Source organism: Megamonas rupellensis DSM 19944, assembly GCF_000378365.1.
Lineage (GTDB): Bacteria > Bacillota > Negativicutes > Selenomonadales > Selenomonadaceae > Megamonas > Megamonas funiformis.
In genome coordinates, this window is record NZ_KB899581.1 from 1 (window position 1) to 16,690 (window position 16,690).

General features: G+C 32.1%; 15 protein-coding genes. 6 read left to right on the forward strand and 9 right to left on the reverse strand.

The features are described from left to right. From F553_RS0107065 to nhaA, 4 genes are all read right to left on the reverse strand, one after another. On the reverse strand, nucleotides 1–308 hold a 308-nt coding region (locus F553_RS0107065; protein ID WP_018999559.1), incomplete at its 3' end, for a helix-turn-helix domain-containing protein. 90 nt (nucleotides 309–398) lie between these two features. After that, complete coding sequence (locus F553_RS0107070; protein WP_018999560.1) at nucleotides 399–1,142, reverse strand: tRNA threonylcarbamoyladenosine dehydratase; 744 nt, start codon at nucleotides 1,140–1,142, stop codon at nucleotides 399–401. Nucleotides 1,143–1,235: 93 nt separating this feature from the next. Next, a complete protein-coding gene (gene ftsZ / locus F553_RS0107075) occupies nucleotides 1,236–2,393 on the reverse strand; it encodes a cell division protein FtsZ (RefSeq protein ID WP_018999561.1) in 1,158 nt (385 codons plus the stop codon). 51 nt (nucleotides 2,394–2,444) lie between these two features. After that, a complete protein-coding gene (gene nhaA, locus F553_RS0107080) occupies nucleotides 2,445–3,647 on the reverse strand; it encodes a Na+/H+ antiporter NhaA (protein ID WP_018999562.1) in 1,203 nt (400 codons plus the stop codon). Nucleotides 3,648–3,853: 206 nt separating this feature from the next. Here nhaA and F553_RS0107085 point away from each other — a divergent pair, with 206 nt between their 5' ends. From F553_RS0107085 to F553_RS0107100, 4 genes are all read left to right on the forward strand, one after another. Beyond that, the gene (locus F553_RS0107085; protein ID WP_018999563.1) at nucleotides 3,854–4,498 is read left to right on the forward strand and encodes an amino acid ABC transporter permease; all 645 of its coding nucleotides are present in this window, start codon (nucleotides 3,854–3,856) and stop codon (nucleotides 4,496–4,498) included. Between the two features lie 8 nt (nucleotides 4,499–4,506). After that, on the forward strand, nucleotides 4,507–5,607 hold the full coding sequence (locus F553_RS0107090; RefSeq protein ID WP_008538770.1) for an N-acetylmuramoyl-L-alanine amidase: 1,101 nt from the start codon (nucleotides 4,507–4,509) through the stop codon (nucleotides 5,605–5,607). A 341-nt stretch (nucleotides 5,608–5,948) separates the two neighbouring features. After that, nucleotides 5,949–7,214: an NAD(P)/FAD-dependent oxidoreductase gene (locus tag F553_RS0107095; protein ID WP_008538769.1), complete on the forward strand. Its 1,266-nt coding sequence runs from the start codon at nucleotides 5,949–5,951 to the stop codon at nucleotides 7,212–7,214. A 79-nt stretch (nucleotides 7,215–7,293) separates the two neighbouring features. Further along, nucleotides 7,294–8,451, forward strand: a complete 1,158-nt coding sequence (locus F553_RS0107100; protein ID WP_018999564.1) for a glycoside hydrolase family 3 protein — start codon at nucleotides 7,294–7,296, stop codon at nucleotides 8,449–8,451. 89 nt (nucleotides 8,452–8,540) lie between these two features. Here F553_RS0107100 and F553_RS0107105 read toward each other — a convergent pair whose 3' ends face one another. From F553_RS0107105 to serA, 5 genes are all read right to left on the reverse strand, one after another. Further along, nucleotides 8,541–9,800: a sensor histidine kinase gene (locus tag F553_RS0107105; RefSeq protein ID WP_018999565.1), complete on the reverse strand. Its 1,260-nt coding sequence runs from the start codon at nucleotides 9,798–9,800 to the stop codon at nucleotides 8,541–8,543. A gap of 22 nt (nucleotides 9,801–9,822) precedes the next feature. Then, complete coding sequence (locus F553_RS0107110; protein ID WP_018999566.1) at nucleotides 9,823–10,491, reverse strand: response regulator transcription factor; 669 nt, start codon at nucleotides 10,489–10,491, stop codon at nucleotides 9,823–9,825. 29 nt (nucleotides 10,492–10,520) lie between these two features. After that, on the reverse strand, nucleotides 10,521–11,141 hold the full coding sequence (locus F553_RS0107115; RefSeq protein WP_018999567.1) for a GTP pyrophosphokinase: 621 nt from the start codon (nucleotides 11,139–11,141) through the stop codon (nucleotides 10,521–10,523). 138 nt (nucleotides 11,142–11,279) lie between these two features. After that, nucleotides 11,280–12,242 carry a malate dehydrogenase gene (locus F553_RS0107120; protein ID WP_018999568.1) on the reverse strand — a complete coding sequence of 321 codons (963 nt, stop codon included), beginning with the start codon at nucleotides 12,240–12,242 and terminating at the stop codon, nucleotides 11,280–11,282. A gap of 231 nt (nucleotides 12,243–12,473) precedes the next feature. Then, on the reverse strand, nucleotides 12,474–14,060 hold the full coding sequence (gene serA / locus F553_RS0107125; RefSeq protein ID WP_018999569.1) for a phosphoglycerate dehydrogenase: 1,587 nt from the start codon (nucleotides 14,058–14,060) through the stop codon (nucleotides 12,474–12,476). 220 nt (nucleotides 14,061–14,280) lie between these two features. Between serA and F553_RS0107130 the strand changes: the two genes are divergently transcribed. Continuing rightward, entirely contained in the window at nucleotides 14,281–15,564 is a 1,284-nt protein-coding gene (locus F553_RS0107130) for a TolC family protein (RefSeq protein ID WP_026296963.1), read from the forward strand. Continuing rightward, entirely contained in the window at nucleotides 15,557–16,681 is a 1,125-nt protein-coding gene (locus F553_RS0107135) for an efflux RND transporter periplasmic adaptor subunit (protein WP_018999571.1), read from the forward strand. Before F553_RS0107130 ends, F553_RS0107135 begins: the two co-directional genes overlap by 8 nt. Nucleotides 16,682–16,690 lie beyond the last annotated feature (9 nt).

The window sequence follows — 16,690 nt, forward strand, 5'->3', positions numbered from 1 at the left end:
TAAGAACTATACAACTTTTCCCATGTAGAAATTGTACCAGTATTAGGAATGGAAAATTTGGCTGCTGTTTGATTTAATGATAAATGATGTAGCCATTTATATTCAATAACTTTTTGCTTAAAGATAGGAGTATATTTACGATTTTTATGAAGAAGTTGTGAGATGCCACCATTTTCATAATGAAATATCCATCTGCAAAGAGAAGCTGTGTTTGGCATGTTTAGAATTTTAGCTACATGAGAAATAGAAGCTCCTTTTAAAACCATTTTAATTGCTTTAACTTTAAATTCATTTGAGTATTTAGTCATAAAAAAACTGCACCTCCAAAAGTTGTTTTTTGTCCAACTTTTGGGGTGCAGTTCAGTTTGGATTAATTCCAGCTTTAATGCTTTTTTATTTTATCTATTTATTTGACAAATATCTTTGACGATTTCTCCTGCAATCATTAAACCTGCGATTGGTGGCACGAAAGAAATACTTCCTAAAGGTTGTTTACGAGTAGAAGCAGGACTATTATCCTTAGAGGTATTCTCTTTAAAATTTACAGTATAATTAGTAAAAGGTTCCTCTGTAGAATAAAGGACTTTTAATTTTTTTATACCTTGTTGTTTTAATGTTTTGCGCATAATGCGAGCAAGAGGACAAGTATGTGTTTTATAGATATCTGTAATTACGAATTTTTGTGGGTCTAATTTATTGGCAGTGCCCATAGAACTCATAATTGGCAGATTGTGTTTATTGGCATTTACAATTAAATTAATCTTAGCTTTTACATCATCTACAGCATCGACAATGTAAGTATAATCGTCATCCCAATTAAAAAAATTGCTTTCAGGTGTATATAATTTTTCTATAGTTGTAACTTTTGCCTGTGGATTGATAGCTAGTATGCGCTCTTTCATCATTAATGTTTTTTTCTGACCAATAGTTGTTTCAAGAGCATGTATTTGACGATTAATATTAGTTAGTGATATATCATCGCTATCAATTAAAATGAATTTACCAATACCACAGCGAGCTAATCCTTCTGCCACATAAGAGCCTACGCCACCGATACCAAAGATGGCAATTTTACTTTGGGCTAATTTAGACATATTTTCTTCGCCTAATAATAATTCTGTACGGCTAAAACGGTTTAACATAGATTTCTCCTCATTAATAGATAAAATGCACTAAACAGATTAATTTCAATTTGATTAGTCTATTTAGTGCATTTAGTTTTGATAAAGTAAATTTTATTTTATATCGTTTTTAAAGTTGAAAAATGGAAATGCTGAAAAGCTACTTTTTTTATTGTCTTTCTCTTTATTCATGAAATCTGGTAATTTTAAGCTATCATCTGTTTTTGGTTTAGCAGTATTATCAGTTGTAGCTTTAGTTGCAGTATCTTTATTTTCTGTAGAAGCTTTTTCTTCATTTGGAGAAGCATTATCAGAAAAATCAGTAGCAATGATAGTAGCACGAACTTTGTCGCCTAAATTATCATTGATTACTGTTCCTAAAATAATATTTACATCTGGATGAGTATGTTCATTGATGAATTTACTAGCTTCATTTACTTCATACAAGGATAAAGAAGAATTACCACTGATATTTAAAATAATACCACGAGCACCAGATAAACTTCTTTCTACTAAAGGACTACTAATAGCTTCTTTTACAGCATCTACAGCACTTTCACTGCTTTCACCAATACCTAAGAGTGCATCAGGATGATCACTTTGCTGGAAGATGGATTTTACATCGGCAAAGTCAACATTGATAACGCCTACTGTCAAAATTAATTCAGTTACACAGCGTATACCTTGACGGAGTACCATATCAGCCATGCGGAAAGCATTTAAAAGTGTTAATTTAGTGCTTGTTTTGATTTTTAATAAATTATCATTGTGAACAGTGATTAATGCGTCCATATAAGGCATTAATTCTTTGATAGAAGCTTCAGCTAATTTTTGTTTACGTGCTCCTTCAAAAGTAAAAGGTACAGTTACTACGCCGACTGATAAGATATTCATATCGTGGGCAATTTTAGCGATTACAGGTAATGCACCAGTACCAGTACCAGCACCAAGTCCTGCTGTTAAAAAGACCATATCAGCACCTTTTAATGCTTGTTTAATCACTTCAGCATCATTTTCGGCTGCTTCATGACCTAAGTTAGCATTACCACCACAGCCAAGACCTTTAGTTAAAGTTGTACCTATTTGGATTTTTGTAATATTGTCGCTTGTTAAAGATTTTAATTGTTTGTGGTCGGTATTAACTGCAATTAAGTCTAAATCTAAATCAGTGTTTTCGGCAATACGTTTTACTACGTTATTACCACCACCACCAACACCAATTATTTTTATATTAACAATTGCATTTTTTATTCCATTGGTTATTTCACTCAATAAGGGCACCTTCTTAATAGAATTTATATTATTAATAGCTTACCATAATATTTAGGCTTTGAATAGTTTAGAAGTTTTAAATATAATTACCCCTAAAATACCAGATAATACGGAAGCACATAAAATACTGATTTTGGCACTAGCAAGGTAAGAGGCATTGTCAAATGCCAAAGATGCGATAAATAAGGACATAGTGAAACCTATACCGCCTAAAGAACCAGCACCAATTAATTGAGTAGTTTTAGCGCCTTCTGGCATTTTAGCAAAGCCTAATTTAAATAAAATGAAAGCTGCACCGCAAATACCTAGAGGCTTACCAATACAAAGACCTAAGATGATACCGATACCAATAGGAGAAAGAATATCAGAAATACCGCCTTCAACAGTAACACCAGCATTTGCTAGAGCAAAAATAGGCATGATAGCATAAGCTGACCATGGTTCAAGTTTATGTTCTAGTTTGTGGAGTAAAGAATTTTCACGGTTTTTATTATCAGCAGGAATTAACATACCTAAACATACGCCAGCGATTGTAGGGTGAATACCTGCATTTAAGAAGGCAACCCAAGCGATTAAACCTACTAATAAATAAGGAAGGAAATTTCTGCAATTTAAGCGATTGAGAATAAAAGCACCTAAAAGTGCAACTAAACCAATACCTAAAGCAGCAAAAGATATATTAGAATTATAGAAAATAGCAATAACAATAATAGCACCTAAGTCGTCAACAATAGCTAAAGCTGTGAGGAAAATGGCAATACTGCGAGGTGCACCACTAGCAGCGATTGCTAAGATACCTAAGGAAAAGGCGATATCTGTAGCCATAGGAATTCCCCAACCAGAAACAGTATCTTGTCCCATATTTACAAGATAATATAAAATCGCTGGAACAATCATACCACCAATAGCCGCACTTATAGGTAAGATAGTAGCAGATAGAGATTTTAATTCGCCAAAGAGAAATTCACGTTTGATTTCAAGACCGATAACAAAGAAGAAAATTGCCATGAGTCCATCATTAATCCAATAAAGTATAGTTAAATCTAAATGCCATTTGGATGGACCTAATGGGATTTGTGTATTTAAAACTTCATTGTAGAAAGTGGATAAACTCGTATTAGCTAGCACTAATGCTAATATAGCAAAAAGTAAAAGTATTATACCACTAGAAGCTTCATGACGAAAGAAAGTCATAAAAGGGGAAGTAAGTAATTCAACATTGCTTTTTACTACATTATTAATTTTTTTTCTCAATAAAATAACCTCTTTTCTTTTTAATATTAATATTATTAATTTATTTACTAAAAATTTGCCTATATAGATTATACATTTTTTTATATAAGTAAGGCAAATATATTTTGAGATAATAATAATTAATCTTTGTATTTTATGTATCTTTGTTGTAAAATAACTATACTGGGATTTTAATGAGCAAGTAAGTTTTGGAGTTGATAAATTTTATGGATAACCTTTTAAGAATAGTATTACCGATGTTAGAAGGGTCACAGGTAACACTACAGATTTTCTTTATTACTTTGGTATTATCGGTGCCGTTAGGTATGCTATTTTCTTTAGCTAGATTATCATCAATAAAACCAATAAGATATTTGACAGAGGTATATATTTGGTTAATGCGTGGTACACCACTTATGTTACAATTATTGTTTGTTTACTTTGCATTGCCAATGGTTGGAATTCGTTTGCCTGATATAGCAGCTGCATTATTAGCATTTTCTTTGAATTATGCAGCGTATTTTGCTGAAATTTTTAGAGCGGGAATTCAATCTGTCGATAAGGGTCAATATGAAGCTGCTAAAGCTTTAGGTATGAATTATCCACAAATGATGAGACATGTTATTTTGCCACAGGTAATACGCATAGTATTGCCACCTGTAAGTAATGAAACTATAAATTTAGTGAAAGATACTTCACTTATTTATATCTTGGCTATGAATGATTTACTAAGAGTAGCTCGTTCTATAGTACAAAGAGAATTTGATATGACACCGTTTTTAGTAGCAGCTATTTTTTATTTATTTATGACATTTATATTAACATGGGGCTTCAAAAAATTAGAAGCGAAATATAATATTAGTACGAGGTAAAATACGTAATGAGAAAAAGTTTATATATTTTTTCCTTAGTATGTCTTTTTACTTTGCTTTGTATGCAAAGTATGGTTTTTGCAGCTAGCGAAACGGCTACAATAAAGAATTTAAGAATTAGTAATAATAGCGATAAAGTTCGTATTGTAGTTGACGCTGATAAAGAAGTAGATTATCAATCATTTGCATTATCTTCACCTGATAGAGTAGTTATAGATTTAAATGATGCTGCTTTGGCTAAGAATATAGAAAAAGAAGTAGATATCAATAGTAAATATGCTAGCAAAGTAAGAGTTGCACAATTTAAAGATAATGTAGTAAGAGTTGTTGTAGAAACTGATGTAAAAAAATCTGGTTATGATATTTTTGGTATTGTAGGCGGAGAAACACCTTATAGGGTAGCAATGGATTTTGGTAACATTAGTTATGCTGCAATAGGCTCTACTACAGGAAGCTCTACAAGTAGCAGTAGTAATGATACTAGCTATAGAGTTAATGAAGATTTTGATATTGATAAAAATGCAAAATCCGTGTTAAAAGGTAAGAGAATTACTATTGACCCAGGTCATGGTGGCAGTGATTCTGGAGCAATTGGACCAACTGGAGTACGTGAAAAAGACCCAACTTTACGTATTGGCTTAAATCTAGCAGAAATGTTAAAACAATCCGGAGCAAAAGTATATATAACAAGAAAAACAGATACAGATGTTGCTCCACAGCCTGCAACTGATGTGGAAGAATTGCAAGCGCGTGTAGATGTAGGAAATAAAACAAATTCAGATATATTTGTAAGTATACATTTAGATTCCTTCACATCACCGTCAGCTCAAGGTACTACAGGTTATTATTATGTAAATGGTAGTAGCAATAGTGAACGACTTGCTAGATATATAAAAGAGGGCGTTATTGAGCAAATAGGAACATATGATAGAGGTACAAAAACAAGTAATTTCTATGTGGTTAAACATACCCAGATGCCAGCTACATTATTAGAAGTTGCCTTTGTTTCTAACCCAAAAGAAGAAGCCATTTTAAAATCAGATGATGGTGTAAAAAAATCAGCTAAAGGTATTTTTAATGGTATTGTAAGATATTTTAGCGAATTATAAGAAGCAAGCCTTTTCTTAGATATATTGAGAAAAGGCTTGTTTTATTTTAGAAAATATAAAATAAATTTCAAGAATAGAGTAGAAAAATCATATCCTATAACAAAAATGAAATAAAACATTCTTATTGTAAAAATATTATAAAATATTTTGAAATTAACTTGACAAATTTACAATAAAAGGTTATTGTATAAGTCATAGAGATAAATATATTATTTTGTTGTATACAAAAAGTGAATTTATTCACAAATATTATTTTTTATTTCGTTTTATTTGGGGTATATTTTAGGGGTATTGTGAAGAATTTCACAAATAATGATTAGAATTTTGGGGGAGATTTAATAATGCCTAGAAAAAATCAGGGAACAAGACCACATGTTGTTATTCTTGGAGCAGGTTTTGGTGGAATTAAAGCTGCAAAATTATTAGCAGACAAAGATGTAGATGTTACTATTGTTGATAAACATAACTATCATTTATTCCAACCGCTATTATATCAAGTATCTACATCTATTTTATCTGAAGATGAAATTTCTTATCCAATTCGTGCATTTTTCCAGAAAAATGAAAACATCGATTTCTTTATGGCAGAAGCTACAGGATTTGATCCTGCAAATAAAATTGTAAAAACTAGTCATGGGGATATCAGCTATGATTATTTAATTATTGCTACAGGTGCTACTACAAATTATTTTGGTATGAAATCTGTAGAAGAACATTCTTATCCAATGAAAACTTTACGCGAAAGCACATTACTTCGCAATCATCTTATTCGTACATTTGAACGTGCTTCTCGTGTAGAAAATGATAAAGATTTGAAAAAAGCACTTATGACAATCATGATTGTTGGTGGCGGCCCTACTGGCGTTGAAGAAGCAGGTGCTATTTCTGAACTTGTATACAAATGCATGAAAAAAGATTATCATAATCTTAATATGAATGATGTTGATATTAAATTAATCGAAGCTACTGATAAACTTTTACCAATGATGCCAGAAGCTCTTCGCAATAATACAGTAGATGTATTAAGAGGTAAAAAAGTAGATGTTCGTTTAAATACTCAAGTTAGAGACTATGATGGCGAATATATCACATTAAAATGTGGTGAAAAAGAAGAAAAAATTAGAACTCGTACTGTAATTTGGGCAGCAGGCGTTAAAGCTCAGCCAGTTGTAGCAACTCTTGGTGCTGAAGTTGACCGTGCAGGCCGTGTAATTGTAGAAAAAACAACACAGGTAAAAGGCTTTCCAGATATTTATGCTATTGGTGATAGCGCTCATTTTGAACAAGATGGTCGTCCACTTCCAACAATTGCACCAGCTGCATATGAAGCTGCAGAAACTACAGTAAAAAATATTATGCATGCTATTAAAGGTGAAGAACAAGAAACTTTTGTTTATAAAGATTTAGGTAGCATGGCAACAATCGGTGCAGGCGACGCTGTAATGTTCAAAGGCGTTATGAAATCTAAAGGTTTATTTGCATGGATTGCTTGGATGGCAGTACATGTATTGAGACTTGCTGGTCCATTAACAAACTGCACAGTTATCTTTAAATGGGTTATGAACTACTTCTTTGGTGTTCGTATGGCTCGTATTGTAAGAGACTAATATATATTAAAAAATACTTCTGATTGCTTTTAATCAGAAGTATTTTTTATTTTAACAAAGAGAAAGGAATTTATGCTAAATGCGCAAACAAAAAATTATTGGCATTGTAATAATTATAGTTATTGTTTTAGCAATATTAGGGATTAATAATAGAAATATTTTTAATGATAATGAGCAAGTCATACAAGATAAGCAACAAATTAAGCAAGAGAATTTAACTATTGATGAAAAAGTAGATCAGATAGTTGAGTCTATGTCTCAAACAGAAAAACTTGGACAAATGGTGATGATTGGTATTCAAGGGACAAAAGTTGATGACGATAGTTTATATATGTTAAATCAGTACCATATGGGTGGTGTGATTTTATTTGATAGAAATATGGAAAATCCTGAGCAGGTAAAACAATTAACATCAGATTTACAAGCTCAATCAAATGAAAAAGTTCCTTTGTTTATCGGTATAGATGAAGAAGGTGGAGATGTAGTGCGTATGGCAGAAAAATTGACGCCACCTCCATCACAAAAAGAAATTGGGGCAACAGGTGATATTGAGCAAGCTAAAACATGGGCTATAAAAACGGCTAAATCATTAAAAGATATGGGGATTAATGTTAATTTTGCGCCAGTTGCTGATGTAGGTTCTAATGATAAACGTTCATATAGTACGGATACAAATACAGTAATAGACTTTGTAAGAGCAGCGACTAAGGGCTATCAACAAGAAAATATTATATATAGTTTGAAACATTTTCCAGGCATAGGAAAAGGAAGAGTGGACTCTCATGTGGATAGTTCTAGCATTGATGTTGCCAAAGAAGTTTTAATGACAGAAGATATTATTCCATTTAAAACTATTATTGATGAAAATGATCCAAATGATTATTTTATCTTAGTATCACATTTAAAATATCCTGCTCTTGATGAAGAATATCCAGCTAGTTTATCTTCAAAAATCATGACTGATTTATTACGCAATGAACTTGGATATAAAGGTATAATTATTACTGACGATATGGAAATGGGTGCAGTAGCAAATCATAATGATTTTAGGTCAATTGGTGTAAAAGCTGTAAAAGCTGGTGCAGATATCGTGCTTGTTTGCCATGAATATGAACATCAACAAGAAGTATATCTTGGTCTATTAGACGCTGTTAATAGTGGTGAAATTAGTCAAGAGCGCATAGATGAATCTGTAAAAAGAATTATCAAAGTGAAATTATTACATTTATATCAATGATATAATTTAGCATAAAATATAAAATAAATAATAAAAAAGGATAGATAGAAGATTTTTCTATTTATCCTTTTTTTTATATAGAGTTATTTTTAGTTAGTAAATTTTACAATAAAAGTAATTTTACCTTTATTATAGCTGACTTTTATGGTGCCTTTTAATAATTTTACAAGTTCTTCTGCAATGGAAAGTCCAATACCATAACCTGCTTTTTCACTGCTATGAGAAGTATCTTCACGGTAAAATCTTTCAAAAAAACGCGAGTAATCAATATTTTTGCCATCGATATAATCATTGGTTACAGATAAAGTTACTGTTTTTTTGGATTGAGATAATTTTACTTCGACAAGACCGTTATCATCGCAGTATTTTACTGCATTATCGATAAGAATATTTACTAATTCATATAGATATTTATATTCAGATAAAATAGAGACATCAGGTTTAACTTGATATTTTAAAGATTTTTCTTGGTCTGTAGCCATTTGTTGAAAAGATTTAGCCACTTCAATAGTTATTTCAGAAAAATTAGTAGAAGTAAAACAAAGATTTTCTGTAGAGTATTCGCTCATTTTGGATAAGGTGATTAATTCATTAATCAATTTAGATAAGCGTTGTATCTGTTTTAAAATATTTTCTGTCCATTGATTTTTGCCGTTGATTAGCTCAATAGCTTCTGTGTTGGCTGAAATTATTGCTATAGGCGTTTTCAATTCATGACCAGCATTAGTGATAAATCTTTTTTGATTTTCCATATTGCGAATGAATGGTTTTATCGCTAGTTTACTCAAAATTGCTAAGATGATGATATAGAGAATAATACACACTAGACCTAATTCAATAGAATCTTGGATAAAGTCTTGGATTATAGCCATATCACGAGTACAGTCCATAATGACAATTAAGGTATCATTATTTGGCAATTTTGTAATTTGATAAGCATAGCTAGCACGGTCTTTTTTGAAAATACCATTACTTTTATCTTTTTGTACAGCCATTTGTGCATATTGAATGGCTTCTGTTTCTGTAAAAGCAGCGATATTTTTTATATTTATTTCTTTTATATAATTTTGGTCATCTACAAGAACACTAAAATAGCGGAGCTGGTAGGGAAAATCAGGTGTATCTCCTGTCCAATCCGTTTCACTAAACCATGTAGTATTTGGTGGTAATTTATGTTCAGAAATTCTTCCATTATTTTGGGAAATATAGATAAGAAATGAATCAATCTGAGCATTTATTCTGATATAAGCTACACTTGTGACAAGACTTAAGGCACCAATAACAATAATTGTTACTGTAGCGGTTGAGATTAAGATGAATTTTCGGCGAAGTTTTTTTATTACATTCATGATAGATACACTCTTTAATTATTTATTTTTGGGTAAGTAAAAAATCTTGTCCTTTTTGCCCGAAAATTTGAATATCGGCATTGATGGCTTCCAATTTTTCGCGTAAATAAGAGATATATATCCATACTATATTTTCATCAGCATCTATTTCATCAGCCCATATTGCAGAAAATATATGATTAGTGGATAATGATTTATCCATATTAGTCATGAAAAGCTTCATTAATTTAGTTTCTTTGTGATTTAAACTTATGGAGTTTTTGCAAGACAAATTTTGTTCTTCAATATTTAAATGAACAGAACCAGCAGATAGAGTCAGTGGTGAAAATTGTGTATTTCTGCGAGTTAAAGAGCGTATACGAGCTAATAATTCGCCAACAGAAAAAGGCTTCATTAGATAATCATCAGCGCCAGCATCAAGTCCTGTAATGCGGTCATCTATTTCTGATTTAGCTGTCAGCATAATCACGGGTGAAAGATTTCCTTTTTGGCGGATTATTTTTAATGCTTCAATTCCACTCATTTTAGGCATCATAATATCGAAGATTAGGCAATCATATACATTTTCTAAGGCTTTTTCCATAGCGGCTTGACCATCATAAACGCTATCTACATCATAGCCTGAATGTTGTAAAATTGCAGTCAAAGCACTAGACATATCTTTTTCGTCTTCAGCTAATAGTATTTTCATAAAGATACTCCTTATTTTTTATAATGTAGTTAATTTTCAGCGTTGATTAAATTTCTAATAGTTTGCATGGAAACATCACAAGCTGCTAATTCATCAGCGCAACGTTTTAATTCTTTTACGATTAATTCTGGATTTTTGATGTCATGTTTATATTTCATTTGATGTTCTAGACTAGCCCAGCTATCCATAGCAATGGTGCGAACTTGAATTTCAGCAAAAAATTTACCAGGGTTATTGCCTAGAATATCTTCATAGGGAGCAGTGATTTCAACTATTAAATGATAACTTCTATAACCATTTGGTTTTACATTTTTTATATAATCTTTTTCTTTGATTATTTTTAAATTAGGAAGAGATTTTAAATAATCAATGTTTTTGTAGATATCATCAATAAAGCGACAGATGATACGAATACCGATGGCATCTTGAATATCATGTAGAGCAGAATAAGTTGTCTGCGGTAGATTTTTGCGAGTGCATTTTTCAAGCATGCTATCTTTATCTTTTACACGATAAATCAAGTGTTCATAGGCCTTTTCGCCACTTTTTTGCACTTCCATATCATTATAAGTTTTTATCTGTGAAATTATATTATCTAAAATTATATTGAGAGTTGGTTCATATTTTCCATAAATATTAAAGTGGGTCATGACTATCACCTGCTTTGGATTTATCAATTTGATTATTTAGAGAAAATGCTCCCTAAATAGAAAGCAAAATATTTGCTTTGCTATAAGGGAGCATTTCTAAATAAATATTTTGTTCCGTTGTAAATTAACTATTGAAACTTATTTTAAAGCTTCAGCTAATTTAGCATTTGTTTCACGTGCGGAGCCAACACTTGCGTCGAACATAGCTTGTTCTTTTTCGTTGAGGTCAAGAACAGTAATTTCTTTGATACCGCCTTTACCAAGAACAGCAGGAACACCAGCGCAAACGTCATGTTCGCCATATTCGCCATCGAGGTAGCAAATGCTGGAGATTGTAAGACCGCTGTCTTTAGCGATTGCTTCTGCCATAGTAGCAGCAGTTGTACCAGGAGCGTACCAAGCGGAAGTACCGAGTAAGCTTGTTAAAGTACCGCCACCTACTTGAGTAGCATGTTCGATTTCAGCAAGTTTTTCTTCAGAAAGGAGTTCAGTAACAGGTCTGCCTTTATAAGATGCAAAACGAGTAAGAGGAACCATAAGGTCACCATGAGCACCGATTACCATAGCGTTGATATCACGAACTGGGCAACCAATAGCTTGAGCTAAATAGTATTCAAAACGGCTACCATCTAAGAGACCGCTCATACCGATTACACGGTTACGTGGAAGACCACTGTCTTTAAGTGCAAGGTAAGTAAGAGTATCTACAGGGTTGGAAACGATGATGAATACTGCTTCTGGAGAATGTTTTAAAGCCTGGTCCATAACACCTTTAACGATTTTGGAGTTAACACCGATAAGGTCTGTACGGCTCATACCAGGTTTACGAGGAATACCGGAAGTAATAACTACAACGTCGGAGTTTTCTGTTGCTTTGTAAGCTTCGTCAGCTTTAGCAGCATCATCCATAGGTGCAGTTACACCGATGATTTTAGTGTCGATGTGCATCATCTGTGCAGTCTGCATCATATCCATAGCTTTACCTTCGGATACGCCAGGTTTAACATCGAGAAGTACAACTTCTGTTGCAAAATTTTTGAGTGCGAGTACGTTAGCGCAAGTAGCACCTACGTTACCTGCTCCGATAACTGAAATTTTCATAATATGAACATCTCCCTATAATGTGAAAATCTATTCATCTTTAGTTTAACTAGATAAAGTTAAAATGTCAATAAAAATAGGATAAATATTTGCAATTCTATAATAAATTATTACTATTTATACTACTTATTATTTATAGTAATATATAGTTTATTTAGAAGTTATAATTTATTTGAACTTATAAATTAAAGGCTCTAAGTAAAAAATCTAGAGCCTTTACCTTAGAATTTATTAAACTGTATAGTAATTTACAAGTTTAGCATCAAAAATACCATCTAAATTTATGATTTGTTGCATAACTGTATCAGGAATCTCGTTATCAATAGTTAAAACCATCATACTAGTACCAGCAATTTTTGTTTTACCAACTTGCATACCAGAAATATTAATGTTAGCATATCCTAAAAGTGAACCGATAGTACCGATAACACCAGGACGGTTGATATGTGGACAAATGAGGATGCGAGCATGAGGGTCAACGTCAACACGATAAGAATTAATGCTGACAATACGACCTTCTTCACCAAATAATGTACCCTGGATAGTTTCTGTTTTACCAGAAGATGTGATAGAAATTGTGATTAAGTTAGCGAAGTTTTCTACAGCTTTATCTTTTATTTCTGTGATTTTGATATTGCGTTCTTTAGCAAGACTTGGAGCATTTACGTAGTTTACATTGCTTTCTAAGATAGGATTTAACATACCTTTGATAGCAGCAATAGTAATCATTTTTGTATCAACATCAGCAATTTCACCATTATATTTAATAGTTACTTCGCTGATAGGACCATCAGCTAAAGAGCAAGCTGTGCAACCAAGACGTTCTGCTAAATCTAGATAAGGTTTGATGAATTTCATAGTTTGAGGAGAAACTGGAGCCATATTAACAGCTGTAGATACAGGTTCACCATTTAATGCAGCTACAATTCCTTGTGCTACATCTACAGAAACACCTACTTGAGCTTCTACTGTGGAAGCACCTAAATGAGGTGTTAAAGTTACGCCAGGAAGACCAATTAATGGATGATTTGGATCGATAGGTTCACTTTCAAATACATCGATTGCAGCGCCAGCAACATGACCAGATTTAACAGCATCAGCTAAATCTTGTTCGTTGATGATACCACCACGAGCGCAGTTTATTAAGCGAACGCCATTTTTCATTTTAGCGATATTATCTTTGTTGAGCATGCCTTTTGTTTTTGGAGTGAGTGGCATATGTACTGTGATAAAATCGGATTGTTTAATTAATTCATCAAGAGAAACAACTTTAATGCCTAAAGAGTGAGCACGTTCTTCATTGACATATGGATCATAGCCAATAACATTCATATCGAAAGCCAATGCGCGAGTAGCTACACCACTACCAATACGACCAAGACCGATTACGCCAAGTGTTTTACCGCGAAGTTCTACACCTGTATATTTTTTACGGTTCCATTCGCCGTGTTGCATTGTTTCATTAGCGACAGCAATATTTCTTGCCATAGCCATCATCATGCCCATTGTGTGTTCTGTGGCAGCAATTGTGTTTCCACCAGGAGAATTTATTACCATAATACCATGTGCAGTAGCGGCATTAATGTCAATATTATCAGTACCAACACCTGCACGACCAACTATTTTTAATTTTTTAGCACGTTCGATAACTTCTTTTGTTACTTTAGAAGCACTACGTACGATTAGACCATCAAAATCAGGAATAATTTCTAAAAGTTCTTCAGCTGGTAATTTGTCTTTGATTACTGTTTCAAAGCCAGCTTTTTGCAAAATTTCGATGCCCTTAGGGGAAACACCATCTGCTACTAATATTTTCATATATTTCTCTCTCCTTGATAAAAGTAGAACTAAAAAATACAATTGTGTAATAATATTGTATATCTAAATATTCTATTGTGTTCAATTGAAATCGTCAAGTATAATTTTTTTAATATAAATTTAATACTATATAATTATATTTTGTTATACAATAAATATGTAAATATATATAATGATAATAAATATATATTAATTTTTTAAAGAAAGGATAATAGAACGTATGTCCCTAAAAAAAATGAAAGATATATGTATGGTCTTATCTATATGTATGAACATTGGTATGCCAGCTTGTTTGGCAGCTGATTTATCTATTGATGAAGCTGTAGATATGGCATTAGCTAAAAATAATGATGTAAAGATTGCTAATGAAGAAAAAATGGCAGCACAAGCAAATTATGAAGCTACAAAAGGAGCAAATGGTGTAAGTATTTCTTTAGGAAGTAGTCTATCAGCTAGAGATAGTGCAGATACAACTTTTGAGCGAGGTAATAGTAATAGTATTTCAGCAACATTGCCTCTTTACACAGGAAATAAAAATGAGCTAAATATTGATAGTAAAAAGTTGGAATTATTAAAGTCTGAATTGAATTTAGAACGCACAGAAGAAACTATTAAATATAATACAATAAAAGCTTATTTTGATATATTAGAAGCAAAGCAAAATGTAAATATTGAACAAGAGTCTGTAAATAATTATGAAAGTCATTTGACAGATGTAAGAAATCTCTATGCAGCAGGCAGTATACCAAAATCAGATGTACTTCGTTCAGAAGTTGCCTTATCAAATGCGCAACAATCCTTGATTATAGCACAAAATGATTATGAAATAAATTTGAGTACATTCCGTAATATCATAAAAATTGATCGAAATGAACCTATTAATTTAACTGATGATTTTGTATATCAAATAGTTAGAATGTCTTTACCTGAATGTTTAGATTATGCTATGGCTTATCGCAAAGATAGAATAGCAAGTCAGATAGATGTAGAAATTGCTAAAAATAATATTGATGTGGCTAAAGCTGGATATTTACCAACAGTGAATTTATCTGTAAGTACAAGTTGGGATAAACAGGCATTACCTAGTGGCAATGATCATGATTATCAAGCTGGTGTATCTGCTAATTGGAATATTTTCGATAATAATGTAACAAAATCAAATGTAAAATCAGCAGAAGCTAGTTATAATAAAGCAGAATATGAATTATCAGATACAGAAGATACTATTGATTTAGAAGTAAGACAAGCTTATTTAAATATGAGAGAAGCTGAAAGACGTTTTAATTCTACAGCAATGGCAGTAAAACAAGCGGAAGAAGATTATTTCATCGCTACTGAAAAATATAAAGTTGGTGCAGGTATAATCTTAGATGTAATTGATGCAGAATTAGCACTCTCACAAGCTAGATTAAACTATGCAAGTGCTCAATATGATTATGCTAGATATAAAGCTAATCTAGAATATGTTATTGGAACACCAAAGGGAGAAACAATAGATGGATAAAGTGAAGTTAAAAAAATGGGCAAAAATAATATTGGTATTGGTAGTTGTAATAATAGCTATTGTTACTGGTTATAAATATTATGCACAAAAACAAGAAGAAGCGAAAAAACCAGTAGTAAATACAGCTCAAGTTCAATATATGAGCATGAAATCAATTGTTTCAGCTACAGGAACAATAAAGCCAGTAGAGTCAGTAGAAGTAAGCTCTAAAATTACAGCTCGTGTAAAACAAGTATTAGTAAAAGAAAATGATACTGTAACTCAAGGTCAAACCGTAGCTTTATTAGATGGAAAAGATTATGAAACTCAAAAAGAACAAGCTGAATTTACTTTGAAAAATGCTAAGATAATTTATGACAGAACTAATTATTTATATAATATAGGAGCAAAATCTAAAGAGGATTTAGATAATGCTCAATACAATTACGATACAGCACAAAGTAAATTAGAAGAAGCAGAGTCAAATCTATCCGAAACAGTAATAGTATCACCTATGGATGGGGTAGTAATTGGTGAACCTGTTACAGATGGTACTATGGCGGTACAGGGAAATAGCAATCCTACTGTAATTATGCGTATTGCTGATTTATCAAGAAAGCAAATTTTTGCTAAAGTAGATGAAACAGATATCGGCAGTGTAAGAGTAGGGCAAAAAGCTACTTTTACCGTAGATGCTTATAATGGTAAGATTTTTACAGCTACTGTATCTAAAATTTCACAGACAGATATGGATAATAGCTGGAATATAAGCAATTCATCAAGCAGTAGTTCATCTTCATCAGCAGCAGTAATTTATTATAGTGTAACTTTAGATGTAGATGATCCAGAAGGTTTATTGATGCCTTCAATGACTGCTCGTGTAGAAATTGAAACTGCAAATAAAGATAGTGCTTTAGCTGTACCACTTTCAGCTTTAAAAACTGATAAAAATGGAACATATGTAATTGTTATCAAAGATGATGGCACAACAGAAAATCGCTATGTAGAAACAGGTATATATGGTGATGAATTTGTAGAAATTATAAATGGTTTATCTGAAAATGAAAAAGTAGATGTTACCATGGTTAAAAAAGCAACTACTACAACTTCTACTAGACCAGGACCACCAATTCACTAAGAAAGGAAA

Bases quoted from the DNA above. Each gene is read 5' to 3' on its own strand.
- F553_RS0107095 (WP_008538769.1), top strand. From the start codon at position 5,949: ATGCCTAGAAAAAATCAGGGAACAAGACCACATGTTGTTATTCTTGGA.
- F553_RS0107130 (WP_026296963.1), top strand. From the start codon at position 14,281: ATGTCCCTAAAAAAAATGAAAGATATATGTATGGTCTTATCTATATGT.
- F553_RS0107070 (WP_018999560.1), bottom strand. From the start codon at position 1,142: ATGTTAAACCGTTTTAGCCGTACAGAATTATTATTAGGCGAAGAAAAT.
- F553_RS0107135 (WP_018999571.1), top strand. From the start codon at position 15,557: ATGGATAAAGTGAAGTTAAAAAAATGGGCAAAAATAATATTGGTATTG.
- F553_RS0107110 (WP_018999566.1), bottom strand. From the start codon at position 10,491: ATGAAAATACTATTAGCTGAAGACGAAAAAGATATGTCTAGTGCTTTG.
- F553_RS0107120 (WP_018999568.1), bottom strand. From the start codon at position 12,242: ATGAAAATTTCAGTTATCGGAGCAGGTAACGTAGGTGCTACTTGCGCT.
- F553_RS0107115 (WP_018999567.1), bottom strand. From the start codon at position 11,141: ATGACCCACTTTAATATTTATGGAAAATATGAACCAACTCTCAATATA.
- F553_RS0107100 (WP_018999564.1), top strand. From the start codon at position 7,294: ATGCGCAAACAAAAAATTATTGGCATTGTAATAATTATAGTTATTGTT.
- F553_RS0107105 (WP_018999565.1), bottom strand. From the start codon at position 9,800: ATGAATGTAATAAAAAAACTTCGCCGAAAATTCATCTTAATCTCAACC.
- serA (WP_018999569.1), bottom strand. From the start codon at position 14,060: ATGAAAATATTAGTAGCAGATGGTGTTTCCCCTAAGGGCATCGAAATT.
- F553_RS0107090 (WP_008538770.1), top strand. From the start codon at position 4,507: ATGAGAAAAAGTTTATATATTTTTTCCTTAGTATGTCTTTTTACTTTG.
- F553_RS0107085 (WP_018999563.1), top strand. From the start codon at position 3,854: ATGGATAACCTTTTAAGAATAGTATTACCGATGTTAGAAGGGTCACAG.